This window comes from Amycolatopsis kentuckyensis (assembly GCF_041679295.1).
In the GTDB taxonomy this organism is placed as follows: domain Bacteria; phylum Actinomycetota; class Actinomycetes; order Mycobacteriales; family Pseudonocardiaceae; genus Amycolatopsis; species Amycolatopsis kentuckyensis_A.
In genome coordinates, this window is sequence record NZ_JBGDMD010000010.1 from 148,149 (window position 1) to 174,322 (window position 26,174).

Here is a 26,174-nt window from a genome sequence, read left to right on the forward strand (position 1 = left end):
AAGACAAGTCTTGTCAGCCGAAACCGGTCATCGATACAGTCCGCTTAGTTAGGAAACTTTCCTAATGGTTTAACCCGACGCCGCAGCCCACAGCCACCGCCGAGGCCCAGAAGGAGCGCGACGTGCCGTCGACCCGCCTGCGAACATTCACCCGACTCACCCCCGTACTAGCCGCGGTCACCCTGCTGCCCTCCGCGATCGTCGCCGCCCAGGCCAGCGAACAGGCCGATGTCCTGCTCTCGCAGGGAAAACCCGTCGCGACCTCGACCGTCGAGAGCTCGTCGTACGCCGGGAGCAAGGCCGTCGACGGCAGCACCACCACCCGCTGGGCCAGTGCCGAAGGCGCCGATCCGCAGTGGCTGCGGATCGACCTCGGCCAGTCCGCCGCGATCCACCGCGTCCTCCTCAACTGGGAAGCCGCCTACGCCAAGAAGTACCGCATCGAAGTCTCCGACGACGGCGCGAACTTCACCGCCGCCACGTCCGTCGACGCCGGTGACGGCAAGATCGACGACCTCACCCTCAACGCCCACGGCCGGTACGTCCGCTTCGTCGGCGTCACCCGCGCCACCAGCTACGGCTACTCCTTCTGGGAAATGCAGGTCTTCGGCAGCACGGACTCCTCGGGCGACACCCAGGCCCCGACCACCCCGGCCGGCCTCACCGCCGGCACGACCACCGCCACCAGCGCCGCCCTGACGTGGACCGCCGCCACGGACAACGTCGGCGTCGCCGGCTACGACGTCCTGCGCAACGGAACCCCCGTTGCCACCAGCACGACGACGTCCTACACCGACACCGGCCTCACGCCCGACACCAGCTACACCTACGCCGTCCGCGCCCGCGATGCCGCCGGGAACCTCTCGGGCACCAGCGCGCCCATCACCGTGAAGACCAAGACGGGCAGCGGAACCAGCTTCGTCCTCGCCGCGGCCGGCGACATCGCCGAACGCTGCACCTCGAGCAGCTCGAGCTGCGCCCACGTCAAGACCGCGAAGCTCGTCGAAACCATGAACCCCGCGGCCGTGATCACCATGGGCGACAACCAGTACGACGACGCGCACCTCTCGGACTTCAAGTCCTACTACGACAAGACGTGGGGCAAGTTCAAGAGCATCACCCACCCGATCCCGGGCAACCACGAGTCCTACGACGACACGCCGTTCAAGGGCTACGAGGACTACTTCGGCGCCATCGCCAAACCGCAGGGAAAGCGCTACTACAGCTGGGAAATGGGCAACTGGCACTTCATCGCCCTCGACTCCAACGACTTCGTCACCCACGACGACTTCGCCGAGCCGCCCCAGATCACCTGGCTCAAGCAGGACCTGGCGAACAACAAGAAGGGCTGTGTCGCCGCCTACTACCACCACCCGCGGTGGAGCTCCGGTGACCACGGCGACAACCCCGACAGCATCGAGCTGTGGAACCTCATGACCGCCAACAAGGTCGACCTCGTCCTCAACGGGCACGACCACGACTACGAGCGGTTCGTCCCGCAGAACGCCGACGGCCAGGCCGACACGAACGGTCCCGTCGAGATCGTCGGCGGCAGCGGCGGCGCGAACCTCTACACCATCCACACCGCGCACCCGACGACCGCGAAGCTGCTGAAGACCTACGGCGTCCTCAAGCTGTCGATGACGGACACCTCGTTCCAGTCGCAGCTCATCGGCGTCGACGGCAAGGTCCTCGACAGCAGCCCGACCTACACCTGTCACTAGGAGGACGGGCATGTACATCGCGGCGAGCCGTACCTCGGACCTGGCGGCGGGCAACGACCGGAAACCCGCGCTCAAAAGGGTTTCCGCCAACGTGGTGGCGCTCGGCATGGTCAGCCTCGTCACCGACGTCTCCTCGGAGATGGTGACCGCCGTCCTCCCGCTCTACCTGGTGCTCGGCCTCGGCCTGAACCCGCTGCAGTTCGGGCTGCTTGACGGGCTCTACGCCGGCGCCACCGCGCTGGTGCGGGTGCTCGGCGGCCACCTCGCCGACCGGTGGCGGCGCCTGAAGGCCGTCGCCGGGTTCGGGTACGGCTTGTCCGCGGTGTGCAAGCTCGGCCTGGTCGCGGCCGGCTCGTCGGTCGTGGCGATCGGCGTCGTCCTCGCCGCCGACCGCACCGGCAAGGGCGTGCGCACCGCCCCGCGCGACGCCCTGATCTCGCTGTCCAGCGAGCCGGACGCGCTCGGCCGGTCGTTCGGCGTGCACCGCGCGCTCGACACCGTCGGCGCGTTCCTCGGCCCGCTCGTCGCGATGGCCGTGCTGGCGCTCAGCCTCGGCAGCTACACCAGCGTGTTCTTCACCAGCTTCTGCGTCGCCGCGATCGCCGTGCTGCTGCTCGTCCTCTTCGTGCGCGACCACCCCGGCGGCGTCGACCGCGCCGCGGTGTCGCTGCGAACGGCGGCAGGTCTGCTCAAGCAGAGCGACTTCCGGCGCGTGACGCTCTGGGCCGCGCTGCTCGGCCTGGTGACGGTCGGCGACTCGTTCGTCTACCTCGTCCTGCAACGGCGGTGGGAGATCGCGGCGACGTTCTTCCCGCTGCTGCCGCTCGGCACCGCCGGGGTCTACCTGGTGCTCGCGGTGCCGCTCGGCAAGCTCGCCGACCGGGTCGGGCGCTGGCCGGTGTTCCTCGGCGGCCACGTCGCGCTCGGCCTGGCGCTGGTCCTGCTTTGCGGCCGGGCCTACGCGGCGATTCCGGTCGTCGCGCTCGGCCTGCACGGCGTGTTCTACGCGGCCACCGACGGCGTCCTCATGGCCGCCGCCGGCCCGCTCATCCCGCGTGACCTGCGGGCGACCGGGATGGCCGTCGTGCAGACCGGGCAGGCCGTGGCCCGCATGCTCTCCTCCGTCCTCTTCGGACTGGCTTGGACGCTCTGGGACCTGCGGCCCGCGGTGCTCGCCGCCGCCGGCTGCCTGGCCGTCGTCGTCCTCGCCGCCGCCCTCGCGAAACCGGTGCGCCCGTGAAGAAGATCGTCCTCGCCCTGGCCGGCACGGCCCTCCTGGTCGCCGCGGCCGCCGGCTACACCGTCAGCGCCCGCCACGACGCGGACGCCACTCCGGCCGCCCAGCTCACCCTGAGCCCCGGCCAGTTGCTGTTCCGCGACACCGCCACCGGCCGTGTCGGCGTCCTCGGCCAGGGGAAACGCCAGCTCAGCGGGGTGAAGTGTGACCGGTTCGCGGTGGCCAAGCAGACCGCGGTGTGCCTGGCCGTCCAGCCGGGGACACTCCCGGCGGTCACGGACGTCCTCGTCCTCGACGACCACCTCGCCGTCCGCCACACCGAGACCCTGCCGGGCACGCCGAGCCGCGCCCGGGTGTCCCCGGACGGAAAGCGCGTCTACTGGACGCTCTTCGTCACCGGCGACTCCTATGCGGAGACCGGGTTTTCTACACGCGCGGGACTGTACGAAGTGGACAGTGGAAGACTCGTCAAGACGATCGAAGAGCTGCCGGTGTTCTTCGGCGACAAGCGCTACTTCGCCGCCGACGTCAACTACTGGGGCATCACCTTCGCCCCCGACGGCAACCGCTTCTACGCCACGCTCGGCAGCAAGGGCAAGACGTACCTCGTCGAGGCCGACTACCAGCGCTACCGCGGGAAAACCATCAGGGAGAACGTCGAATGCCCGTCGCTGTCCCCGGACGCCACTCGGGTCGCCTTCAAGAAGAAGGTCGGCGACGGCGTCTGGCGGCTTTCGGTCCTCGACCTGAAGACGATGGCGGAAACCGAGCTGGCGGAGACCCGCAGTGTCGACGACCAGGCCCTGTGGCAGGACGACCACACCGTCCTCTACGGGCTGGACAACGCCGTCTGGGCGGTCCCGGCCGACGGTTCCGGCGCGCCGCGGAAGCTCGTCGACGGCGCCGCGTCGCCCGCTGTCACGGGGTGACGCCGACCGCCGCGAACAGCGTCCGGACGCAGAGGTCGCGCAGCTCGTCCTGGGTGACCTTCGGCTGGTCCAGCCACTCGAGGATGGTCGTCGCGACGAACGTCAGCCAGCCGCGGACGGCCAGCCGCGTCACCTCGGTGACCGGCGTCAGCACGCTCACGGCGTCGAGGATGCGGGTGGCGTTGGCGGCCATCCCGGCCTCGCGGATCTCCTGGATCTCGCGGTCGGCGCCGCTCGCGGCGCGGTGGACGATCCGGTAGCCGTCCGGGTGCGTGCGCGCGAACTCGAGGTAGACGTCGAGCCCGGCCCGCAGCTGCTCCGCCACGGGCAGCGCCGGGTCGGGCTCGCTCATCGCCAGCAGCTGATCGCGCTGCGCGCGGACGATCGACGCGAAGAAGTCCTTCTTGGTGGGGAAGTAGTGGTACAGCAGGCCGCGCGAGACCTGCGCGATCTCGGCGACCTCCTCGATCCACACCTCGTCGTACGGCCGGTTCGCGAACAGGCCGGCGCCGATCGCCAGCAGCTGCTCGCGACGCTGCTGGGTGCTCAGCCTCGTCCGCATCCCCCGAGCTTACTTGACACGGGTTCAGTAGCGGGGGATCGTGACGCTATTGGATATGGGTTCAATAGAGGGGCTTGCCGTGGACACCACCGGGATTCCGCACCGGCCGGGCCGCCTGCCGGTGATCGGCGACCTGATCGGCGCCAACCCGCGCACGCCGCTGCAGGACACCCTGCGCATCGGCCGGCGCGTCGGCCCGATCTTCACGCGCAAGATCTTCGGCTTCGAGATCGTCTTCGTCGGCGGCGTCGACCTGGTCACCGAGCTGAACGACGAGACGAAGTTCGGCAAGCACGTCGGCCTGGGCATCGAGAACCTCCGTGCGGTCGCCGGCGACGGGCTGTTCACCGCCCACACACACGAACCGAACTGGCGGCTGGCGCACGACATCCTGCAGCCCGCGTTCTCCGCCGAGGCGATGCGCCGCTACCACCCGGTGATGGTGGACGTCGCCCGCGAGCTGACCGCGGCCTGGGACGCGGCGGACGGCCCGGTCGACGTCGCCGCCGACATGACCCGGCTGACCCTGGAGACGATCGGCCGTGCCGGCTTCGGCTACCGGTTCGGCTCGTTCGAGCGCGCCGAACCGCACCCGTTCGTGACGGCGATGATCCGCGCGCTGCGGTACGCGCAGCTGCAGAACGTCAAGCTCCCGTTCGTGCGCCGCGCGTTCGCCGGGACGCCCGAGCAGAACCGGGCCGACATCGCGACCATGACGAACCTGGTCGACGAGGTCATCGAGGCCCGCGCCGGCTCGGACAACCTGCTGGAGCTGATGCTCACCGAAGGCCACCCGGTGACGGGGGAGCGGCTGGACCCGGTGAACGTCCGCAACCAGGCGATCACGTTCGTCGTCGCCGGCCACGAGACGACGTCCGGCGCGCTGTCGTTCGCGTTGTACTACCTGACGCGCCACCCGGAGCTGCTGGCGAAGGCGCGCGCCGAGGTCGACGCGGTGTGGGGCGACCGCGAGCCGGCGTTCGCGGACGTCGCAAAGCTGCGTTACGTGCGTCGCTGCCTCGACGAGGCGATGCGGCTCTGGCCGACCGCGCCCGGCTACTCGCGCGAAGCACGCGAAGACGTCGTGCTCGGCGGGAAGTACCGGATGCGCAAGGGGGACTGGGTGATCGTGCCGCTTCCCCTGGTGCACCGCGATCCCGCGGCCTGGCCGGAGCCGGAGCGGTTCGACCCGGACCGCTTCGAGCCCGCCGCGGTGAAGAAGCGGCCGGCGCAGGCGTACAAGCCGTTCGGGACGGGTGAGCGCGCTTGCATCGGCCGGCAGTTCGCGCTGCACGAGGCCGTGCTGGCGTTGGGGATGGTGTTGCAGCGCTACGACTTCGACGTCGATCCGGCGTATGAGCTGAAGATCGTCGAGTCGCTGACGCTCAAGCCGAGCGGGTTCACGCTGCGGCCGCGAGTGCGGACGGCGGCCGAAAATGTCGGTGCCCTCCGGTAATGTGGAAAACGGGGGGCGCCCCCGCGGGCGCGGCGATCAGGGGCGCCGATCAAGCACCGCGGTCAGGACCCGAGGTAACGCACCTGCCCGCCCTTCCCGCGCTCGTAGCCGTCCCGGCCGGCCAGGTGCTCCGGCACCCCGACCTCCCACCACGCGCCGGCCTCGGTCCACGTCGATGGCTGCGTCTTCACCACGACCACCGCCGGCAGCTGTTCGGCCACGGCGGCCTCGCGGGCCGACGCGTAAGCCGTCCGCAGCGAGTCCACTGTGGACGCCGTGAACACCACGCAGCCCAGTGACTCCGCGTGCTGCGCGAAGTCAACTCGCGGCGGCGTAGCGTGCGAAGTCGTGCAGTCGGCGTAGAAGTTGTTGAACGGCTTCCCGCCCTGACCCTCCTGAAGCCGCGCGATCACCGCGTAACCGTCGTTGTCGCACACCACCGCGACGAACGGGTGGCCCGCGAACGCCGCCGAGAACAGCTCCGAGTTCAGCATCAGGTACGAGCCGTCGCCCAGTAATGTCGTGACCAGCCCCGGCCACGCGATCGCCGCTCCCCAGGCGCCGGACAGCTCGTAGCCCATGCAGGAAAACCCGTACTCGACGTCCATCGACAGCGCGCCCGACCCTCGCCAGCCGCCGATCAGCTCGCCCGGCAAGCCACCCGATGCCGTCATGACGTAGTCGTCCGCCGCCGACAGGTCGTTCACCGCCCCGACGACCTGGGCATACGACGGAAGGGAGGCTGTGGAAGAGCGCAGCGAGTCGATGTGCGCGTCCCAGGCGGCCCGTTCGCCCGAAGCCCGCGAAGTCCACGACGGGTCGACGCGCCAGCTCTCCAGCTGGGCGGCCAAGTCCGTCAGGCCGGCGTCCGCGTCCCCGACCACCGACAGCGCGCCGTGCTTCACCGCGTCGAACCGGGCCGCGTTCAGCGTGACCAGGCGGACGTCGGGGGAGAACACCGTCCACGATGCCGTCGTGAAGTCCTGCAGCCGCGTGCCGACCGCCAGCACGACGTCGGCTTCGGCCGCGACGGCGTTCGCCGACGAGGAACCCGTGATGCCCAGCGGGCCCGCGTGCAGCGGATGCGCGTGCGGCACCAGCGTGCGCCCCGCGGTCGTCTCGACGAGGGGAATCCCGTGCCGCTCGGCGAAATCGAGAGCGCGCTGCCCGGCGCCGGAGTACCGGACGCCGCCGCCGAGCACCAGCAGGGGACGCCGAGAAGCGCGCAGGACGCTCGCCGCTTCGGTGACCGAACGCCGGTCCGGACGCGGGCGCAGCGGCCGGTGCGTCACCGGCTCGAACAGCGCGTCCGGGAAGTCGTACGTCTCCACCTGGACGTCCTGCGGCAGCGCCAGGACCACCGGTCCGCTCTCCGCCGGGTCCGTGAGCACTCTCGCGACCTGCGGCAACGTCGAGAGCAGCTGCTCGGGCCGGGTGATGCGATCGAAGTAGCGCGAGACCGCGCGGAAGGCGTCGTTCACCGTCGCCGTTGCGTCACCGAACGGCTCGATCTGCTGCAGCACCGGGTCCGGCGCTCGGTTGGTGAACGTGTCGCCCGGCAGCAGGAGAACCGGCAGCCGGTTCGCGTGCGCGACGCCCGCGGCGGTGACCATGTTGAGCGCGCCCGGCCCGATCGACGACGTCACGACGCCGACCTGCCGCCGGTGCGTGGCCTTCGCGTAGCCGACGGCGGCCAGCGCCATGCCCTGCTCGGTGTGCCCGCGCCAGACCGGCAGCTCATCGCGGTGTTCTTCCAACGCCGTCCCGAGACCGAGGACGTTCCCGTGGCCGAAGATCGCGAAAACGCCCGGGAAAAGCGGGACTTCGCGCCCGTCCAGGGTTTCCGAGCGCTGGGCGAGGAGCCAGCGGACCAGCGCCTGAGCCGTCGTCAGCTTCACTGAACACGCCCTTCGTGACTCGTGACGGGGCACCGTGGATCCAGCTCCTGGGACGCCCACGTGTCGCGGACCCAGCCGTGCGCGGGGTCGTCGCAGAACGCCATGGACCGCTCGTCAGCCGGTCCGGCCAGGACGTTCAGGTAGTACATCGGGTAACCCGGGGCGGCCACGCACGGCCCGTGGTAGCCGCGCGGGATGAGGAACACGTCGTGGTCGCGCACGGCGACGTCCTCGTCGAGGTCGCCGTCGGTCGTGTACGTCCGGTGCAGGCCGAAACCTTCTCGGGACGGTGTCACGCCGTCGCGGCCGGCGACGCGGAAGTAGTAGATCTCCTCGTTGACGACCTCGCACTCGGTTGCCTCGTCGTGCTTGTGCGGCGGGTACGACGACCAGTTGCCGCCCGGCGTGATCAGCTCGCACGCGTTGAGCTTGTCGGCGTGGTCCCACACCCCGGGCACGCCGAAGTTGGTCACCTGCCGCGTCGCCTGCCCGGCGCCGCGCACCTCGACCGGGACGTCCTCCGCCGGGCCGTACGCCGGCGTGAGGCGGCGGGTGCAGCGCGCCATCGGCAGCGCGACCTCCAGACCGTCCTTTGTCGACAACTCGACTTCGGCGTCGCGCGGCACGTAGGCGAAGTCCGTCACGCGCGTGAAGACCGACTCCCGGCCGCGCAGCTCGAAGACCTCCCCGTCGACCCGGACCGTCGCGGACCCGGCCAGCGGCAGCACGAACGCCTCGAACTCGCCGGTGTGCAGGACGCGGACCTCGCCGGGCGCCAGGGAGAGCACGCGCAGCCCGGTGTACGTCCAGCCCGCGCTGTCCGGGGTGAGCCGGACCGGGTCGGTGTCGTCGGACAGCGTCCCGAGTGGACGGTGCAGCTTGCTCACTTCGCGGCCTCCAGCAGTTCCTCGATCTCCCCGGCGGTCGGCATGGCGTCGGCGCAGGCCAGCCGGGACGCCACCAGCGCGCCCGCCGCGTTCGCGTACGCGGCGATCCGCACGGGGTCCCAGCCGGACAGCAGCCCGTGGATCAGCGCGCCGCCGAAGCCGTCGCCGGCCCCGAGCCCGCAGACGACCTCGACGCGTTGCGGCGGCACGGTCGACCGCCCCTCCGGCGTCGCCACCAGGACGCCCTCGGCGCCCTTCTTGATCACGGCCAGGTGCAGCCCGCGCTCCAGCAACCGGTCGGCGGCGGTGCCGGGATCCGCGGTCCCGACGGCGACCTCGACCTCGGCGCGGTTGCCGACCGCGACGGTGACGTGGTCGAGCATCCCGCCGATCTCGGCCCGGGCCTGCTCGACGGAGGGCCAGAACATCGGCCGGTAGTCGAGGTCCAGGACGGTGTGCTCCCGGCGTCGCCGGGCCTCGAGGATCTTCCGCTGGGTGGCTCGCGCGGGCTCGGCGGAGACGCCCGTGCCGGTCACCCACAACAGCGGCACCGACTCGACGACGTCCCTGGGCACGTCGTCGTCGGTGAGCGTGAGGTCGGGGGCGATCGGGGAGCGGTAGAACAGCAGCGGCGGGTCCGCGGGCGGGTTCAGCTCGCAGAACACCACCGGCGTCTGCAACTCCGGCGAAGTGCCCACGAAGGCCGGTGAGACGCCGAAGCCGTCGAGCGCCTGCCGGACGTAGTCGCCGAAGCCGTCCGGCCCGACCTTCGTCAGCACCGCCGTCGACCGGCCGAGCCGCGCGGCGGCGACCGCGACGTTGGTCGCGGTCCCGCCGAGCGACTTGGCGAAAGTGCTGACGCCGGCCAACGGGACGCCACTCTGCTCCGGGTAGAGGTCGACGCCCACCCGGCCGATCGTCAGCGCTTCGAGACTCACGCCTTCTCCACCTGCCGCAGTTCGTGTTCGAGCGCTTCGAGTTCCGCACCGCCCGCCATCTGCCGCGTCAGTTCGTTGATGTCGATCTCGGACTTCTCGTAGTGCCCGAGCGCGGCACCCCGCTTGAGCAGCAGGAACCGGTCGGCGACCGGGTAGGCGTGGTGCGGGTTGTGCGTGATCAGCACGACGCCGAGCCCGCGGTCCCGCGCCTGCGCGACGTACTTCAGCACCACCCCGGCCTGCTTGACGCCGAGTGCGGCGGTCGGCTCGTCGAGGATCAGCACCTTCGCGCCGAAGTACACCGCCCGCGCGATCGCGACGCACTGGCGTTCGCCGCCCGAGAGCGTCCCGACCGGCTGCTCGACGTCCCGCAGGTCGATGCCCATGTCGGACAACGCCTTCTTCGTCGTCTCGCGGCCCTTCTTCCGGTCGAGCATCTTGAACGGGCCGAAGCCCGTCGTCGGCTCGGAACCGAGGAAGAAGTTCCGCCAGACGCTCATCAGCGGCACCACGGCGAGGTCCTGGTACACGGTCGCGATGCCGCGGTCGAGGGCCTCGCGCGGGGACGCGAACCGCACCGGCTCACCCTCGACGAGGAATTCGCCGCGGTCGTGCTGGTGCACCCCGGCCAGGATCTTGATCAGCGTGGACTTCCCGGCGCCGTTGTCGCCGAGCACACAGGTCACTTCGCCCGCGTTGACCACAGTGGACACTTCGCGCAGCGCGATGACGCTGCCGTAGGTCTTCCCGATGTCCCTGACTTCGAGCAAGGTCATCGGCGTACCCTTTCCGCGCGGCGCCGGAAGGCGTTGTTCACCAGGACCGCGGCCAGCAGCATGACGCCGAGGAACAGCATGAACCAGTCGCTGTTCCACTGCGCGAACACGATGCCCTGGCGCGCCATGCCGAAGATCAGCGCGCCGATCGCCGCGCCCACCGCCGAGCCGAACCCGCCGGTGAGCAGGCAGCCGCCGATCACCGCCGCGATGATGTACTGGAACTCCAGCCCGATGCCCTGGTTCGCCTGCACGCTCGCGAACCGCAGGATGTTGATCGAGCCGACCAGCCACGCGCCGAGCGCGGTGCCCATGAACAGCAGGATCTTCGTGCGCACCACCGGCACGCCGACCGAGCGGGCCGACACCTGCGACCCGCCGACCGCGAAGATCCAGTTGCCGAACCGGGTCCGCACCAGCAGCCACGCGGCGATCGCCGTGACCACGACCCACCAGACGATCGACGACTGGAACTCGGTGCCGCCGATGCTGAACGTCGACGCGAACAGCCCGCCGGCGGACTCGTAGCCGCTGGTCGAGCGCATGCCCGAGACCTGGACGGTGTTGGTCACCCAGCGCGTCACGCCGAGGTTGAGCCCCTGCAGGGCGAGGAACGACCCGAGCGTGACGATGAAGCTGGGCAGGCCGGTCTTCATGACCAGCCAGCCGTTGAACGCGCCGACGCCGAGCGCGAACGCCAGCGAGACCAGCAGCGCGAGCCAGACGTTCCAGCCCGCCTGCGTCGCCAGGATGGCCGTGACCAGCGACGTCGACGCCGTCATCACGCCGGCCGACAGGTCGAACTCGCCGCCGACCATGAGCAGCGCGACCACGACGGCCATGATGCCCAGGGTCGACGAGTCGTCGAGCCAGGTCGCCACGCCCAGCGGGCTGAGGAACTGGCCGGTGACGACGGAGAAGAACACGAACACGAGGACGGCGCCGAGCAGCGCGCCGATCTCGGGCCGGACCACCAAGCGGTCGGTCAGGCTCTTCTTCGCGACGCGTTCGTCGGGTTGCGCCTGGATGGCTGCGGTCATCGCGTGCCGCGCTGCGCGTACGGGGCCACGGTGTCGATGTTGGTCTTGTCGACGAAGCCCGGGCCGGTCTGCACCGGGTGGCCGCCGCCGATGGTGTTGCCGTTCTCCTTGTACAGCTTGAGGAACACGATCGGCAGGTAGCCCTGCTCGTACTGCTGCTGGTCGACGGCGAAGAGGATCGTGCCGGCCTTGATGGCCGCGACGACGTCGGCGTTCAGGTCGAACGTCGCCACCTGCGCCTTCGAGCTCGCCTCCTTGGCGGCGTCGACCGCGCGGGCCGCGACCTGCGAGTTCAACGCCAGGACCGCGTCGATCGACGGGTCGGACTGCAGCGCGCCGCGGATCCGGGCCTGCGCGTCGGTCGGGTTCGAGATGTCGACCTGCAGCGTGGAGACGTTGCCGAAGGCCTGCTTCGCGCCGTCGCAGCGCTGGTTCTGGCCGATGTTGCCGGCCTCGTGGATGACGCACAGCAGCTTCGTCTTGCCGGCTGCCTTGAGCCGCTGGCCGGCGCCCTGGCCCGCGAGGCCCTCGCTCTGCCCGACGTGCGCGATCGCGCCGTACTGCGCGCTGAAGTCCTCGCCGGAGTTGATGGTGATGACCGGGATGCCGGCCTTGACCGCGTTCTGGATCGACGTCTGCAGGGCTTGGGGGTTCGCCATCGAGACGACCAGGCCGCCGACCTTCTGCGCGACGGCGTTGTCGATCAGCCGGGCCTGGTTGCCGGGGTCGCCGTCGGCGAAGTAGTCGACGCCGACGCCGAGGTCCTTGCCCGCCTGCTCGGCGCCGTTCTTCACGACGTTCCAGAAGGCGTCGCCGGCGCTGCCGTGCGTGACGACGGCGACCTTCAGCGGCCCGCCGGTGCTCGGCGCCGCAGCCTGGGAGCTCGGGCTGCTGCTCGACGAGTTGTCGGCGCTCGGGCCGCTGCAGGCGGACAGGACCAGCCCGGCGGCGGCGAGCGCCGCCACACCGGCCAGCTTCTTGATTGAGAACACAGTCACTCCTTTGGGACCAGGGATTACAGGGAGTCGATGATCTTCGCGAGGTGGGTCAGGCTGCGCTCGGTGTCCCGCCGGGGCAGGTCGTCGGGGCTCTCCGCGCCGAGGGCGGTGTCCTGTTCGAGGACGTACCAGCCGTCATAGCCCGCCGCCTGGACGGAGCGCACCATCGCCGCCACGTCCACGTCCCCCTCGCCGAGCGGGGTGTAGATGCCCCGCCCGACCGCGTCGGTGTAGCCGAGCCGCCCCGCGCGGACTTCCGCCGCCAGGTCTTCTCGGACGTCCTTGAGATGCACGTGCCCCACCCGTTCGGGATACCGCTGCGCCAGCTCGACCGGATCCGTCCCGCCGATCATCAGGTGCCCGGTGTCGAGGCACAAGCCGAGATCGGAATCGGCGAGGAACCGCTCGACTTCGGCCCGTTGCTCCACGTGTGTCCCGACGTGCGGGTGCAGCACCGTGCGCAGCCCGTGGGCGGCGGCGATGTCCCGGATCTCGCCCGCGGTGCCGACGAGCGTCGCCCATTCGGCGTCGGTGAGCTTCGGGCGGTCGTCGTAACCGTCGAGGCCGGTCGCGGCGGCGAGCACGAGGACGTCACCGCCGCACGCGGCGAAGAGTGCGGCCGACTCTTCGGCTTCCTTGAGCGCGTGCTCCCGGTTTTCGTGGAGGACGACGGCGAGGAAGCCGCCGACGAGCGTCAGGCCGTACTGCCCGAGCAGCTCCCGCAGCTCGGCCGGCTCGCGCGGGAGGTACCCGGGCGGGCCCAGCTCGGTCGCCTGGACGCCGAGCTCCGCCATCTCGCCGAGGACGGTCGGCGCGTCCAGCACCCGGCCCCAGCCCGGGACTTCGCAGACGCCCCAGGAGATCGGGGCGGCGGCCACGCGGAACGTCGCTGTCACAAGGGGCCTCCGTTGGTCCGTTGGAGCGCTCTATTGATTAGAGCGCTCTAATCTTGTAGCGTCCGTCACAGCAAGTCAAGGCCGAGTTTCCGGTGATCAGGGGAGGTGCGCCGCATGCGCCCGACGATGGAGGACGTCGCCGCGCGGGCGGGGGTTTCCCGCGCGCTGGTCTCCCTGGTGATGAACAATTCACCGAAGGTCTCCGACGCCCGGCGCGCGGCGGTGCTGCGCGCGGCCGAAGAACTCGGCTACCAGCCGCACGTGATGGCGCGGTCGCTGGCCAGCCGGACGTCCACGGTGCTCGGGGTGATGGTGAACGACCTGCGCAACGCCTTCTTCGCCGACGTCGTCGAAGGGCTGGACGCGGCCGCGCAGGCGGCGGGGTTCGACCTGATCCTCAACACCGGCGGCCGGAGTCCCACGCGGGAGTGGAACGCCCTGCACAACCTGCTTTCGTTCCGGCCGGCGGGGATCATCCTGCTTTCGCCGGTCGTGCCGGCCGCGTCGATCCAGACCGCGGCCAAGCAGTGCCCGGTCGTCCTGGTCTCGCGGACGATCCGTTCGTCCACAGTGGACACGGTCAATGACGACGGCGAAGCGGGTTCCGCGCTGGCCGTCGACCACCTGGTCGGGCTCGGGCACCGGCGTATCGCGCACCTCGACGGCGGGGGAGCGGCGGGCGCGGCCCAGCGCCGGCGCGGGTTCCAGGCGGCGATGCGGCGGCACGGCCTGGAGCCGATCGTGGTGCGCAGCGAGCACACCGACACCGCCGGCGAGAAGTCCGTGCGGGAGCTGCTGGCGATCTACTCACGCGCTGAGCTGCCGACGGGTTTGGTGGCGGGCAACGACTTCAACGCCGTGGGGGCCATTTCGGCGCTGGAGGAGGCCGGCCTGCGCGTCCCGGAGGACGTCTCGGTCGTCGGCTACGACAACACGTCGCTGGCCGCGCTGCGGCACCTCTCACTGACCACAGTGGACCAGCCGCGCACGGAGATGGGCCGGCTGGCCTTCGAAGCGCTGGCCGAACGCATCCGCGGGGAGCGCACGGAGCCGGTCCGGCACCTGCTGCACCCGTCACTGGTGGTCCGGGCGACCACTGCCGGGATTTCCGATACAGGAGGAGCACCACGATGAGGTTGGGACTGGCGGGCACCGGCCGGATCGGCACCGCGCACGCGGAGACGCTGAAGGGCTTCGAGGAGGTCGAGTCGGTCGTCGTGGCCGATGTCGACGCCACCCGGGCCGCTTCCGCCGCCGCGAAGCTGGGCGTCGAGACGGCTTCCCTCGGCGACCTGTTCACCGCGGGGCTCGACGGCCTGGTCGTCACGGCCGCCACGGACGCGCACCCGGGCCTGATCATCGCGGCGGTCGACGCGGGCATCCCGGTGTTCTGCGAGAAGCCGGTGGCCGCCGACATCCCCGGCACGCTGGCGGTGATCGACCGCATCGACGCCTCGGACGTCCCGGTCCAGATCGGCTTCCAGCGCCGCTTCGACGCGGGTTACGCGGCGGCGCGGGCGGCGGTGGCGTCGGGCGAGCTGGGCTGGCTGCACACGCTGCGCGCGACGACGTTCGACCCGGCACCGCCGCCGGCGGAGTACGTCGCCCACTCGGGTGGGTTGTTCCGCGACTGCGGCGTCCACGACTTCGACATCATCCGCTGGGTCAGCGGCCGCGAGGTCGAGGAGGTGTACGCGATCGGTGCCAACCGCGGCGAGCAGTTCTTCGCCGACGCGGGCGACGTCGACACGGCGGCGGCGACACTGACCTTGGACGACGGGACCCTGGCGACGGTGTCGCTGACCCGCTACAACGGCGCGGGCTACGACGTGCGCTTGGACGTGCTCGGTTCGGTCTCGGGGGTCGTGGTCGGCCTGGACGACCGGGCGCCGCTGCGCTCGGTGGAGCCGGGGGTGGCGCCGCTGCCGGGGCCGGCGTACCCGGGGTTCATGGTACGGTTCCGCCCGGCGTACACGACGGAGCTGCGGGCCTTCCTCGACGTCGTCGCGGGCCGGGCGCCGTCGCCGTGCGTCGCGGCGGACGCGTTGGAGGCGTTCTACATCGCGGAGGCGTGCGAGGTGTCGCGTCGCGAACGGCGTCCGGTGAAGCTGGCCGAGGTCCGGCGCTGATCACGCTGACCCCGCTCGACGAGCCCGCACTGGCCCGGCTGCTGGATGCTGCCGTGGCCGGCGCGGACCCGCTCGAGGTCATGCCCCCGGTCGAGGACCCACCCGGCTGGACGCCCGCGCGCCGCGCGGCGTTCCTGGCGTTCCACCGCGGCCGATCCCTGGACCCGGCGACGGCGGTCGAGCGGACCTGGGTGGTCGAGGTGGACGGGACCGCGGTGGGAGCCGGACGGCTGGAACCCCACGGTGACGGGGTGGAAGCGGGCATCTGGCTGAGCCGCGACGTCCGCGGCCGAGGCGTCGGCCGCGAGGTGACGAGGCTGCTCCTGGCCGAAGCCCGCACGTCCGGCGCGGCGAGGTTCGTCGCCTCGACGACGGCGGGCAACGCGGGAGCCAGGTCGCTGCTTTCCGGGCTGGGCGCGCATCTCACCACCGAGGGCGACGAGGTGCGGGCGAATCTACCGCTGAGCTGATCGCAGCCGCGGCAGGATCTCCGTCCGCACGTACTCCAGCGCATCCCGCGACGGCAGGATGTGCGGCCCCTGCACCCACAGCACCCCGTGCCGGACCGCGGCGGCCGTCACCCGTTCCCGCAACGGCCCCACCACCCCCGCCCCGAGCACCAGCGCGTCCACCACACCGAGCCGGGACAACACCGCCTCCTCCGAAACGACGCCGTCCGCGGCGAGACCCGCCGCGGACAGCGCCGCCGTCACCCTCGAGACCGTGGCCGGGTTGCGGCCGAACAGCAGCACCTTCATGCCGCCCAGGCTCACACCTCAAGGGCACTCGAAGTCAAGACAGTTCGAGCGCGGGGGAGTACATCTCGATCCAGTGGTACAGGTCGAGCACCCGGTCCAGGCCGATCCGCATGGCCGGGTCCATCGTCGCCGGGTCCACTTCGGACGCCCGGTGCGCCCACGTGCGGTCGACCAGGCCGAACACGTCGTGCTTCGGCTCGGCCAGCACCTCCTTGACCTGCTGCTGCAGCGCCGCCGCGTAGCCCGGGTCCTGCGTCGACGGGTACGGGCTCTTCACCCGCTGGGCCACCGACTCCGGCAGCACGTGCTTGGTCGCGTGCCGCAGCAGGCTCTTCTCCCGCCCGTCGAACGTCTTCAGCGACCACGGCGTGTTGTACACGTACTCGACCAGCCGGTGGTCGCAGAACGGCACGCGGACCTCCAGGCCCACCGCCATCGACGCGCGGTCCTTGCGGTCCAGCAGCATCCGTACGAACCGGGTCAGGTGCAGGTTGCAGATGGTCCGCATCCGCGCTTCGAGCGCGGACTCGCCGTCGAGGTGCTCGACCGCGGAAACCGCCGACGAGTACTGATCGGCGACGTAGGACTCGACGTCCAGCTTCTTCACCAGCTCCGGCGTGTACAGCGACGCCCGCTCATCCATCATCGACGTGCGGAACGCCAGCCACGGGAACGTGTCCGCGTTGACGGCCTTCTCGTCGTGGAACCAGCGGTAACCGCCGAACACCTCGTCGGCCGACTCGCCCGACAGGGCCACCGTCGACTGGCCGCGGATCGCTTTGAACAACAGGTACAGCGACGTGTCCATGTCGCCGAGGCCGGCCGGGATGTCGCGGGCCCGCAGCACCGCGCGCCGGACCTCCGGGTCGGTCAGGTCGCCCGGGTTGAGCATGACGTCTTCGTGCGCGGAGTTCACCAGCTGGGCGACATCCCGCACGAACGGCGAGTCCGCTGTGTCGCGCATCTCGTCCGGCTTGAAGTTCTCCTCCTGGCCGAAGAAGTCGACGGAGAACGTCCGCAGCTGCTCCCCTTGCGAAGCCAGCCGCGCCGCGGCCAGGCCCGTGACGGCGCTCGAGTCGAGCCCGCCCGAGAGCAGCACGCACCGCGGGACGTCGGCGACGAGCTGGCGGTTGACGATGTCCGTCATCAGCTCGCGCACGCGGGCAACCGTCGTCTCCTGGTCGTCGGTGTGCTTCTTCGCGTCCAGCTTCCAGTACGTCCGCGTCTTGATGCCCTCGCGGGACACGGTGACGATCGTGCCCGGCTGGACCTCCTCCATGTCCTTCCACAGCGACCAGCCCGGCCGCTTGGTGAAGCCGGCCAGCTCGCGGAAGCCGTCGAGGTCGACGACCTTCTTCGCCAGCGGATTCGCCAGGATGGCTTTCGGCTCGGAGCCGAACAGGACGCCGTCGCGGGTCGGGTAGTAGTAGAACGGCTTGATGCCCATCCGGTCGCGGATCATGACGAGGCGGTCGTCGCGCTCGTCCCAGATCGCGAAGGCGTACATGCCGTTGAGGTGGTCGACGACCTCGTCGCCCCACTGCAGGTAGCCGTGCAGCACGACCTCGGTGTCGCTGTCGGTCTCCCACTGGTGCCCGAGCTTCGTCAGCTCTTCCTTCAGCTCGGTGAAGTTGTAGGCCTCACCGCTGTAGACCATCGCGACGTCGCCGTTCGGCGTGCGCACCGACATCGGCTGCCGGCCGCCGGGCAGGTCGATGATGGCCAGCCGCCGGTGGCCGAGCGCGACGTTGCGGCGCACCCAGGTGCCCTCGTCGTCCGGGCCGCGGCAGGACATGGTCGCGGTCATCGCGTCGACCACTTCCTGGCGGCGGGTGAGGTCGGCGTCGTAGGAAACCCAGCCGGCGATACCGCACATAGGTGATCCCCTCTCCCAAGGATTTGCTTAGCCGATACAACTATCGGTAACACAGGTGTAACACGGGCTCTGGATCTTGTCTGCCCGAATTGCACGTTCCGCACCTGTTCGGTCACGCGTTGTGTCGCGAGTCACTAACCAACTGCATACAGTGATTAATCGGCAAACGTTTGCGTGATGGCCGCCACCTGCCATAAAGACGGCGTAAATGCGTGTCAGGAACGCATCAAGGCGCCGTCAGCCGCAGGCCGGGACGCGGTCCCCGAGCCGCACAGTGAACTGTCCGGTCACCGAACCCGGTGACCCGTCTTGAGAGGTGCCTGTGGCCGACTTGCTCTACGCCGTTCTCCTGATCGGCATTTTCGTGGTGCTCGCACTGGCGCTGCGCGGGCTGGAGAAGCTGTGAGCGGCGCGGGAACCGTGGCCAACGTCGTCGGCGGGTTGCTGGCGCTGGGCCTGCTCGTCTACCTCTTCGTCGCGCTGATCAAGCCGGAGAAATTCTGATGTCCGACACGACGGCCGGGCTCATCCAGCTCGGCCTCCTCCTCGCCGCCCTCGCCGCGGTCTACAAACCGCTCGGCGACTACCTGGCGCGCGTCTTCTCCAGCGAGAAGCACTTGAAGCTCGAGAAGGGCCTTTACAAGCTCTTCCGCGTCGACCCGGACTCCGAGCAGCGGTGGCCGACCTACGCCGCCGGCGTGCTCGGCTTCTCGTTCGTCTCGGTCGTCCTGCTCTACCTGCTGCAGCGCCTGCAGCCGCTGCTGCCGTGGAACCTCGGCCGCGGCGCGGTGAGCCCCGGCGTCGCCTTCAACACGGCGATCTCGTTCGTCACCAACACGAACTGGCAGTCCTACGTCCCCGAGACGACGATGGGCCACTTCGTGCAGATGGCCGGGCTGACCGTGCAGAACTTCCTGTCCGCCGGGGTCGGCCTGGCCGTGGCGATCGCCGTGACGCGCGGGTTCGTCCGCGCGAAGACCGACCGCCTCGGCAACTTCTGGGTGGACCTGACGCGCGGCACCGTCCGCGTCCTGCTGCCGATGGCGTTCGTGTTCGCGCTCGTGCTGATCGCGCTCGGGGTGGTGCAGAGCCTCAAGGCCGGCGTCGCCGTGACGAACCCGGACGGCAGCCACAGCACCATCGCGCTGGCCCCGGCCGCGAGCCAGGAGGCGATCAAGGAACTGGGGACCAACGGCGGCGGCATCCTCAACGCCAACTCCGCGCACCCGTTCGAGAACCCCACCGCCTGGACGAACCTGATCGAGCTGTTCCTGATCCTGGTGATCCCGGTCAGCCTGACCCGCGCGTTCGGCAAGCTGGTCGGCAAGCCGAAGCAGGGGTACGTCCTGCTCGGCGTGATGAGCCTGCTGTGGGCCGCGTCGCTGGCGATCATCTGGTTCTCCGAAGCCAATGCGAGCAACCCGGCGGCGCTGGCCGCGGGTGCGAGCATGGAAGGCAAGGAACAGCGGTTCGGCATCGGCCTGACGTCGATCTTCGCCGACACCACCACCGGCACGTCGACCGGCGCGATCAACGGCGCCCACGACAGCCTGTCCGGCCTCGGCGGCGGGGGTCCGCTGCTGAACATGCTCTACGGCGAGATCTCGCCCGGCGGCGTCGGCACCGGCCTCTACGGCATCCTCGTCATGGCGATCATCGCGATGTTCCTGGCCGGCCTGATGGTCGGGCGCACCCCGGAGTACCTGGGCAAGAAGCTCGGCAAGCGCGAGGTCACCTGCGCGGCCATCGCCATGCTGGCCATGCCGACCGTGGTGCTCCTCGGCTCCGGCATCGCCCTGCTCCTGCCGGACACCGCGGGCGCGCTCGGCAACGGTGGCGCGCACGGGCTGTCGGAAATCCTCTACGGCTACGCGTCCACCGGCAACAACAACGGCAGCGCGTTCGGCGGCCTGACCGCGACGAACGACTGGTTCCAGTCCTCGTTCGGCGTCGCCATGGCGATCGGCCGGTTCGTGCCGATCCTCGCCGTGCTCTGCCTGGCCGGTTCGCTGGCCGCCCAGCGCAGGGTGCCGGAAACCGCCGGCACCCTGCCCACCACCGGACCGCTGTTCGCCACCATGCTCACCGGCACGGTGGTGCTCGTCGCGGCCCTCACGTTCATCCCGGCGCTCGCGCTCGGGCCCATCGCGGAGGCACTCGCATGACCGTCACCGAAGAACGACCCCAGGTGACTCCCGCCACTGAGACCCCTGGACGCGTCGGCGCGGGGGTCTTCAGCCCCCGCCAGCTCTGGACGTCGCTGCCGGACGCGTTCCGGAAGCTGAACCCGAAGCACCAGCTCGGCAACCCGGTGATGTTCGTGGTGTGGGTGGGATCCGCGCTCACCACGGTCTTCGCGGTCACCGACCCGAGCGTCTTCACCATCCTGATCGCCGTCTGGCTGTGGTTCACGGTCCTGTTCGCGAACCTCGCCGAGGCCGTCGCGGAAGGCCGCGGCAAGGCGCAGGCGGAATCCCTGCGGCGGTCGAAGAAGGAGACCGTCGCGCGCCGCCTCACCGCGACCGGCTCGGAAGAGCAGGTGCCCGGCGTCGAACTGAAGGTCGGCGACCTGGTCGTCGTCGAGGCGGGCCAGGTGATCCCGGGTGACGGCGACGTCGTCGAGGGCATCGCGACCGTCGACGAGTCGGCCATCACCGGCGAGTCGGCCCCGGTCATCCGCGAGTCCGGCGGCGACCGCAGCGCGGTCACCGGCGGCACGACCGTGCTGAGCGACCGGATCGTCGTGAAGATCACGACCAGGCCCGGTGAGTCCTTTGTGGACCGCATGATCGCGTTGGTGGAAGGCGCTTCGCGGCAGAAGACGCCGAACGAGATCGCGCTGACGATCCTGCTCTCCACGTTGACGATCATCTTCCTGCTCGCCGTCGTCGCGCTGCAGCCGATGGCCCGCTACTCGGGGTCCGAGCAGTCGGTGATCGTGCTGACCGCGCTGCTGGTCTGCCTGATCCCGACGACGATCGGCGCGCTGCTGAGCGCCATCGGCATCGCGGGCATGGACCGCCTGGTGCAGCGCAACGTCCTCGCGACCAGCGGTCGCGCGGTCGAAGCCGCCGGTGACGTCTCGACGTTGCTGCTGGACAAGACCGGCACGATCACCTTCGGCAACCGCCGGGCCACCGAGCTGATCCCGGTGGGTGCGTCCACGATGGACGAACTCGCCCGCGCGGCCAGGCTGGCCAGCCTCGCCGACGAGACCCCCGAGGGCCGCAGCGTCGTCGAGCTGACGGCGGACCACGCGGACCGGGACGAGCCCGGCGAGTTCGTCCCGTTCACCGCCCAGACGCGGATGAGCGGCCTCGACGTCGGCAACCGCCGGATCCGCAAGGGCGCGGCGAGCGCCGTCCGGGCTTGGGTGCGCGAGAACGGCGGCGACTTCCCCGACGAGACCGAGCGGGTGGTCGACCGGATCAGCGCCGAGGGCGGCACGCCGCTGGTGGTCGCCGAGGACACCGTGGTGCGCGGCGTGATCCGGCTGTCCGACGTCGTCAAGCCGGGCATGAAGGAGCGCTTCGCGGAGCTGCGCTCGATGGGCATCAAGACGGTGATGATCACCGGCGACAACCCGCTCACCGCCAAGGCCATCGCGGCGGACGCCGGCGTCGACGACTTCCTGGCCGAGGCCAAGCCCGAAGACAAGATGGCGCTCATCAAGAAGGAGCAGGAAGGCGGCCGGCTGGTCGCGATGACCGGCGACGGCACCAACGACGCCCCCGCGCTCGCGCAAGCCGATGTCGGCGTGGCGATGAACACCGGCACCTCGGCCGCCAAGGAAGCCGGGAACATGGTCGACCTCGACAGCGACCCGACGAAGCTGATCGAGATCGTCGAGATCGGCAAGCAGCTGCTGATCACCCGGGGCGCGTTGACCACGTTCAGCGTCGCCAACGACCTGGCCAAGTACTTCGCGATCCTGCCCGCGATGTTCACCGGCATCTTCGCCCAGCTCGGCGCGCTCAACATCATGCACCTGGCCACGCCGGAGTCGGCGATCCTGTCCGCCGTCATCTTCAACGCGCTGATCATCGTCGTGCTCATCCCGCTGGCCCTGCGCGGCGTGCGGTACAAGCCGTCGTCGGCCTCGGCCCTGCTGCGCCGCAACCTGCTCGTCTACGGCCTCGGCGGGATCGTCAGCCCCTTCCTCGGGATCTGGCTGATCGACCTGCTCGTGCGCCTCATCCCCGGAATTGGGTGACCTCGTGAACACTCTCGTCAAGCAGACCTGGGCCGGGTTGCGCGTCCTCGTCGTGATGACGGTCCTGCTCGGGATCCTCTACCCCCTTGCCGTGTGGGCCGTGGCCCGCATCCCCGGCCTCGAGGGCAACGCCGAAGGCTCGGTCGTCACGCAGAACGGCCAGGCCGTCGGGTCGTCGCTCATCGGCGTCGACCCGGTGCCCGCCGACCCCGCGCACGACCCGTGGTTCCACAACCGGCCCTCGGCGCTTGCGAAGGACGCGCTCGGCCCCGGCGACCCGTCGACGTCGGGCGCGTCCAACAAGGGCCCGTACAACGAGGACCTCGTGAAGACCATCGAAGAACGGCGTGCCGCCATTGCCCAGCGCGAAGGCGTTTCCCCCGGTCAGGTGCCGCCGGACGCCGTGACGGCGTCGGGTTCGGGTCTCGACCCGGCGATCAGCGTCGCCTACGCCGACCTGCAGGCCGCGCGGGTCGCGAAGAACACGGGTCTGTCGCTCGACCGGGTGAAGCAGCTGATCGAGCAGAACACGAGCGGGGCGGGGATCGGCGTCCCGGGCGTGAATGTGCTCCAGCTCAACTTGGCCGTGCAAGCCGCGGCCGGAGGGGCACACTGACAGCGTGACCAGTGCAAAGAAGCCGCGCCGAGGGGAGCTGAGGATCTACCTCGGCGCGGCTCCGGGCGTCGGCAAGACCTTCGCCATGCTCGGCGAAGCACGCCGGCGGCTCGACCGCGGCACCGACGTCGTCGTCGGCCTGGTCGAGACACACGGCCGGGCGCTGACCGCCGAACTGCTCGACGGCCTCGAGATCGTCCCGCGGCGGCACGCCGGCCACCGCGGCCGCGAGTTCGACGAGATGGACGTGGACGCCATCCTGGCCCGCGCGCCCGAGGTCGCCGTCGTCGACGAGCTCGCGCACACGAACGTGCCCGGCTCGCGCAATGCCAAGCGCTGGCAGGACGTCGAGGAGCTCCTGGCGGCCGGCATCGACGTGCTGTCCACGGTCAACGTGCAGCACCTGCAGAGCCTCAACGACGTCGTCGAGCGGATCACCGGCGTCACGCAGCAGGAGACCGTGCCCGACGAGGTCGTCCGCCGCGCCGAACAGCTCGAGCTGGTCGACATCACGCCCGAGGCGCTGCGACGGCGGCTGGCCCACGGCAACGTCTACCCGGCCGAGCGGATCGACGCCGCGCTCGGCAACTACTTCCGCCCCGGCAACCTCACGGCGCTGCGCGAGCTGGCCCTGCTCTGGGTGGCCGACCAGGTCGACGTCGCCCTGCAGCGCTACCGCGCCGAGCAGCGCATCACCGAAACGTGGGAAGCGCGCGAACGCGTCGTCGTCTCCATCACCGGCGGCCCGGAGAGCGAGACGCTCATCCGCCGCGCCAGCCGGATCGCCACCCGGGCCGGCGCCGAGCTGCAGGTGCTGCACATCCTGCGCGGCGACGGCCTCTCCGGCATCGGCCCGACCGCGATGGCCCGGTGCCGCACCCTGGCCGAAGAGGTGGGGGCCACCTTCCACACGGTCGTCGGCGACGACGTCCCGGCCGCGCTGCTGGACTTCGCCCGCGGCGTCAACGCGACCCAGCTCGTCATCGGCACTTCGCGGCGCTCCCGCGTGGCGCGGCTGTTCGACGAGGGCATCGGCGCGTCGGTCGTCCAGCGGTCGGGTCCGATCGACGTGCACATGGTCACCCACGCCGAGGCGGGCGGGCGGCTGCGGGCCCGGCTCGGCGCCAGCCCGCTGGGGTTCTCGCGGCTGGTCGCGGGCTGGGTGCTCAGCGTCGTACTGCCGGTGCTGGTCACCGTCGTCGGCTTCTTCATCCCGGCCGGCCTCGACTTCGCCACCGACGTCATCTCCTACGTGCTGGCCACGGTCATCGTCGCGCTGGTCGGCGGCCTCGGCCCGGCGCTGGTCGCGGCCGTGCTCGGCGCCGGCCTCCTCAACTTCTTCTTCACGCCGCCGCTGTACACGCTCAACGTGCACACCCCGCAGAACCTGGTGACGCTGATCGCGATGGTCGTGGTCGCGGTGCTCGTCGCGCTGGTCGTCGACCAGGCGGCGCGCCGGGCCACGCAGGCGGCGCGGGCGCGGACCGAGGCGGCGCTGCTCGCGTCCTACGCGCGGACCGTGCTGACCCACGCGAACCCGATCGAGCGGCTGCTGGAGAAGGTGCGGGAGAACTTCGCGCTGACATCGGTGACGCTGCTGGAAAAGCAGGAAGGCGAGTGGCGGGCGGTGGCGTGCGCGGGGGAGCACCCGTGCGCGGACCCGGACGAGGCCGACGTCGACATCGCCGTCACCGCGGACGTCCACCTGACCCTGCGCGGCCGGGCGCTGCCCGCGGCCGACCGGCGGGTCCTGGAAGCCGTGGCGGGACAGGCGCTGCTCGCCCTGCGCCAGCAGCGGACGGCGGCCGCGGCGGCCCGCGCCGAGCGCAAGGCCGAGGCGACCGAGCTGCGCACGACGCTGCTCTCGGCCGTCGGCCACGACCTCCGGACGCCGCTGACCTCGATCAAGGCGTCGATCGGCAGCCTGCGCGCCCCCGACCTCGATCTGTCCGAAGAGGACACCGCGGAGCTGATGGAGGCCATCGAGCTGTCGGCCGACCGGCTCGCGGGGCTGATCGACAACCTCCTGGACTCCTCGCGGCTGGCCACCGGCGCGGTGAAGCCGCACCTGCGCCCGGTCGGCTACGACGAGGTCGTCGCGCACGCATTGTCCACTGTGGACGGCTCGGACGACGTGCGGGTGGCGGTGGACGACCAGCTCCCGGCGGTGCTCGCCGACCCCGGCCTGCTGGAGCGGGTGGTGGCGAACGTCCTGGACAACGCCCTGCGGCACGGCGGGGGAGCGGTGTCCGCGCGGGCGTCGGCGCACTCCGGGCAGGTGGAGCTGCGGATCGTCGACCACGGCAAGGGCCTGCGCAAGGGGGTCGCGGACTCGGCGTTCGCGCCGTTCCAGCGCCTGGGCGGCGACCGCGACACGACACCGGGGGTCGGACTCGGGCTGTCGGTGGCGAAGGGGTTCACCGAGGCGATGGGGGGCACGATCCGCGCGGAGGACACCCCGGGCGGCGGGCTCACGATCGTGGTTTCGCTGCCCGCGTTCAGTGTCGAGTTCGAAGAAGAGGGGGTGCGATGAGCGACCCGGGTGCCACCGTGCTGGTGGTGGACGACGAGCCGCAGATCGTGCGGGCGCTGCGGATCAACCTCAACGCCCGCGGCTACAAGGTGATCACCGCGCACGACGGCACGGCCGCGCTGAAGGCGGTGGCCGAGACCAAGCCGGACGTGGTGGTCCTGGACCTCGGCCTGCCGGACCTGGACGGCACGGAGGTGATCGCCGGCCTGCGCGGCTGGACGACGGTCCCGATCATCGTGCTGTCCGCCCGCGGCGACTCGGCGGACAAGGTCCAGGCCCTCGACGCGGGCGCGGACGACTACGTCACGAAGCCGTTCGGCATGGACGAGCTGCTGGCGCGGTTGCGGGCGGCGGTCCGCCGCTCGGCGGTGACCGGCGCGGACGGCGCGGACGCGGTGGTGGAGACGTCGTCGTTCAGCGTGGACCTCGCGGCGAAGAAGGTCCGCCGCCACGACGGCGTGGAGGTCCACCTGACGAAGACCGAGTGGGGCGTGCTGGAGCTGCTGGTCCGCAACCGCGGCCGGCTGGTGGCGCAGAAGCAGCTGCTGCACGAGGTGTGGGGGCCGTCGTACGAGACGGAGTCCCACTACCTGCGGGTGTACCTGGCCCAGCTGCGGCGCAAGCTGGAGCCGGAGCCGTCGCGGCCCCGCCACCTGCTCACCGAACCGGGGATGGGCTACCGCTTCGAGGTCTAGCGGCGTGGATACC

23 protein-coding genes are annotated in these 26,174 nt (G+C 70.7%); 13 read left to right on the top strand and 10 right to left on the bottom strand.

Going from position 1 to position 26,174, the window contains the following annotated elements; all coding sequences use genetic code 11:
• Positions 1 to 122 precede the first annotated feature (122 nt).
• Genes ACERZO_RS37030 through ACERZO_RS37040 form a run of 3 tightly spaced genes read left to right on the top strand, consistent with a single transcriptional unit; the run spans position 123 to position 3,890 of the window.
• Complete coding sequence (locus ACERZO_RS37030; RefSeq protein WP_372670552.1) at positions 123 to 1,724, top strand: discoidin domain-containing protein; 1,602 nt, start codon at positions 123 to 125, stop codon at positions 1,722 to 1,724.
• 10 nt (positions 1,725 to 1,734) lie between these two features.
• Positions 1,735 to 2,964 (top strand): MFS transporter, encoded by a 1,230-nt coding sequence (locus ACERZO_RS37035; protein WP_372670553.1) that lies wholly within the window; start codon positions 1,735 to 1,737, stop codon positions 2,962 to 2,964.
• Complete coding sequence (locus ACERZO_RS37040; RefSeq protein ID WP_372670554.1) at positions 2,961 to 3,890, top strand: hypothetical protein; 930 nt, start codon at positions 2,961 to 2,963, stop codon at positions 3,888 to 3,890. The genes ACERZO_RS37035 and ACERZO_RS37040 overlap by 4 nt, the downstream gene beginning before the upstream one ends.
• Here the strand turns inward: ACERZO_RS37040 and ACERZO_RS37045 are convergent.
• Entirely contained in the window at positions 3,880 to 4,452 is a 573-nt protein-coding gene (locus ACERZO_RS37045; protein ID WP_372670555.1) for a TetR/AcrR family transcriptional regulator, read from the bottom strand. The genes ACERZO_RS37040 and ACERZO_RS37045 overlap by 11 nt on opposite strands.
• A 79-nt stretch (positions 4,453 to 4,531) precedes the next feature.
• Here ACERZO_RS37045 and ACERZO_RS37050 point away from each other — a divergent pair, with 79 nt between their 5' ends.
• Positions 4,532 to 5,908: a cytochrome P450 gene (locus ACERZO_RS37050; protein WP_372670556.1), complete on the top strand. Its 1,377-nt coding sequence runs from the start codon at positions 4,532 to 4,534 to the stop codon at positions 5,906 to 5,908.
• A 62-nt stretch (positions 5,909 to 5,970) separates the two neighbouring features.
• Here the strand turns inward: ACERZO_RS37050 and iolD are convergent, their stop codons facing one another.
• The 7 genes from iolD to ACERZO_RS37085 are packed head-to-tail and all read right to left on the bottom strand — an operon-like array spanning position 5,971 to position 13,341.
• Positions 5,971 to 7,806 carry a 3D-(3,5/4)-trihydroxycyclohexane-1,2-dione acylhydrolase (decyclizing) gene (gene iolD / locus ACERZO_RS37055; protein WP_372670557.1) on the bottom strand — a complete coding sequence of 612 codons (1,836 nt, stop codon included), beginning with the start codon at positions 7,804 to 7,806 and terminating at the stop codon, positions 5,971 to 5,973.
• Positions 7,803 to 8,693: a 5-deoxy-glucuronate isomerase gene (iolB, locus tag ACERZO_RS37060; RefSeq protein ID WP_372670558.1), complete on the bottom strand. Its 891-nt coding sequence runs from the start codon at positions 8,691 to 8,693 to the stop codon at positions 7,803 to 7,805. The genes iolD and iolB overlap by 4 nt, the downstream gene beginning before the upstream one ends.
• Positions 8,690 to 9,631, bottom strand: coding sequence for a 5-dehydro-2-deoxygluconokinase (iolC, locus tag ACERZO_RS37065; RefSeq protein ID WP_372670559.1), 942 nt, complete (start codon positions 9,629 to 9,631; stop codon positions 8,690 to 8,692). Before iolC ends, iolB begins: the two co-directional genes overlap by 4 nt.
• A complete protein-coding gene (locus ACERZO_RS37070) occupies positions 9,628 to 10,407 on the bottom strand; it encodes an ATP-binding cassette domain-containing protein (protein ID WP_372670560.1) in 780 nt (259 codons plus the stop codon). The genes iolC and ACERZO_RS37070 overlap by 4 nt, the downstream gene beginning before the upstream one ends.
• Positions 10,404 to 11,447, bottom strand: a complete 1,044-nt coding sequence (locus ACERZO_RS37075) for an ABC transporter permease (RefSeq protein WP_372670561.1) — start codon at positions 11,445 to 11,447, stop codon at positions 10,404 to 10,406. Before ACERZO_RS37075 ends, ACERZO_RS37070 begins: the two co-directional genes overlap by 4 nt.
• Positions 11,444 to 12,439, bottom strand: coding sequence for a sugar ABC transporter substrate-binding protein (locus ACERZO_RS37080; protein WP_372670562.1), 996 nt, complete (start codon positions 12,437 to 12,439; stop codon positions 11,444 to 11,446). The genes ACERZO_RS37075 and ACERZO_RS37080 overlap by 4 nt, the downstream gene beginning before the upstream one ends.
• A 23-nt stretch (positions 12,440 to 12,462) precedes the next feature.
• Positions 12,463 to 13,341 carry a TIM barrel protein gene (locus ACERZO_RS37085; protein ID WP_372670563.1) on the bottom strand — a complete coding sequence of 293 codons (879 nt, stop codon included), beginning with the start codon at positions 13,339 to 13,341 and terminating at the stop codon, positions 12,463 to 12,465.
• Positions 13,342 to 13,455: 114 nt separating this feature from the next.
• On the opposite strand from ACERZO_RS37085, the gene ACERZO_RS37090 reads away from it, so the two are divergent.
• The 3 genes from ACERZO_RS37090 to ACERZO_RS37100 are packed head-to-tail and all read left to right on the top strand — an operon-like array spanning position 13,456 to position 15,940.
• The gene (locus ACERZO_RS37090) at positions 13,456 to 14,475 is read left to right on the top strand and encodes a LacI family DNA-binding transcriptional regulator (RefSeq protein WP_372670564.1); all 1,020 of its coding nucleotides are present in this window, start codon (positions 13,456 to 13,458) and stop codon (positions 14,473 to 14,475) included.
• Positions 14,472 to 15,470, top strand: coding sequence for a Gfo/Idh/MocA family protein (locus tag ACERZO_RS37095; RefSeq protein WP_372670565.1), 999 nt, complete (start codon positions 14,472 to 14,474; stop codon positions 15,468 to 15,470). Before ACERZO_RS37090 ends, ACERZO_RS37095 begins: the two co-directional genes overlap by 4 nt.
• The gene (locus ACERZO_RS37100) at positions 15,413 to 15,940 is read left to right on the top strand and encodes a GNAT family N-acetyltransferase (RefSeq protein ID WP_372670566.1); all 528 of its coding nucleotides are present in this window, start codon (positions 15,413 to 15,415) and stop codon (positions 15,938 to 15,940) included. The genes ACERZO_RS37095 and ACERZO_RS37100 overlap by 58 nt, the downstream gene beginning before the upstream one ends.
• Here ACERZO_RS37100 and ACERZO_RS37105 read toward each other — a convergent pair.
• Both ACERZO_RS37105 and asnB read right to left on the bottom strand, forming a co-directional pair.
• Positions 15,926 to 16,228 carry a hypothetical protein gene (locus tag ACERZO_RS37105; protein WP_372670567.1) on the bottom strand — a complete coding sequence of 101 codons (303 nt, stop codon included), beginning with the start codon at positions 16,226 to 16,228 and terminating at the stop codon, positions 15,926 to 15,928. The two genes, ACERZO_RS37100 and ACERZO_RS37105, sit on opposite strands and share 15 nt — an antisense overlap.
• Positions 16,229 to 16,262: 34 nt before the next feature.
• Positions 16,263 to 18,104 carry an asparagine synthase (glutamine-hydrolyzing) gene (gene asnB, locus ACERZO_RS37110; protein ID WP_372670568.1) on the bottom strand — a complete coding sequence of 614 codons (1,842 nt, stop codon included), beginning with the start codon at positions 18,102 to 18,104 and terminating at the stop codon, positions 16,263 to 16,265.
• A gap of 402 nt (positions 18,105 to 18,506) precedes the next feature.
• Between asnB and kdpF the strand changes: the two genes are divergently transcribed.
• The 6 genes from kdpF to ACERZO_RS37140 are packed head-to-tail and all read left to right on the top strand — an operon-like array spanning position 18,507 to position 26,161.
• Positions 18,507 to 18,608 (top strand): K(+)-transporting ATPase subunit F, encoded by a 102-nt coding sequence (gene kdpF, locus ACERZO_RS37115; RefSeq protein WP_155545259.1) that lies wholly within the window; start codon positions 18,507 to 18,509, stop codon positions 18,606 to 18,608.
• Positions 18,608 to 20,269 carry a potassium-transporting ATPase subunit KdpA gene (gene kdpA, locus ACERZO_RS37120; protein ID WP_372670569.1) on the top strand — a complete coding sequence of 554 codons (1,662 nt, stop codon included), beginning with the start codon at positions 18,608 to 18,610 and terminating at the stop codon, positions 20,267 to 20,269. Before kdpF ends, kdpA begins: the two co-directional genes overlap by 1 nt.
• Positions 20,266 to 22,317, top strand: a complete 2,052-nt coding sequence (gene kdpB, locus ACERZO_RS37125; RefSeq protein WP_372670570.1) for a potassium-transporting ATPase subunit KdpB — start codon at positions 20,266 to 20,268, stop codon at positions 22,315 to 22,317. Before kdpA ends, kdpB begins: the two co-directional genes overlap by 4 nt.
• Positions 22,318 to 22,321: 4 nt before the next feature.
• Positions 22,322 to 22,933, top strand: coding sequence for a potassium-transporting ATPase subunit C (locus ACERZO_RS37130; protein WP_372670571.1), 612 nt, complete (start codon positions 22,322 to 22,324; stop codon positions 22,931 to 22,933).
• 4 nt (positions 22,934 to 22,937) lie between these two features.
• A complete protein-coding gene (locus ACERZO_RS37135; RefSeq protein WP_372670572.1) occupies positions 22,938 to 25,466 on the top strand; it encodes a sensor histidine kinase in 2,529 nt (842 codons plus the stop codon).
• Entirely contained in the window at positions 25,463 to 26,161 is a 699-nt protein-coding gene (locus ACERZO_RS37140; protein ID WP_372670573.1) for a response regulator, read from the top strand. Before ACERZO_RS37135 ends, ACERZO_RS37140 begins: the two co-directional genes overlap by 4 nt.
• Positions 26,162 to 26,174 lie beyond the last annotated feature (13 nt).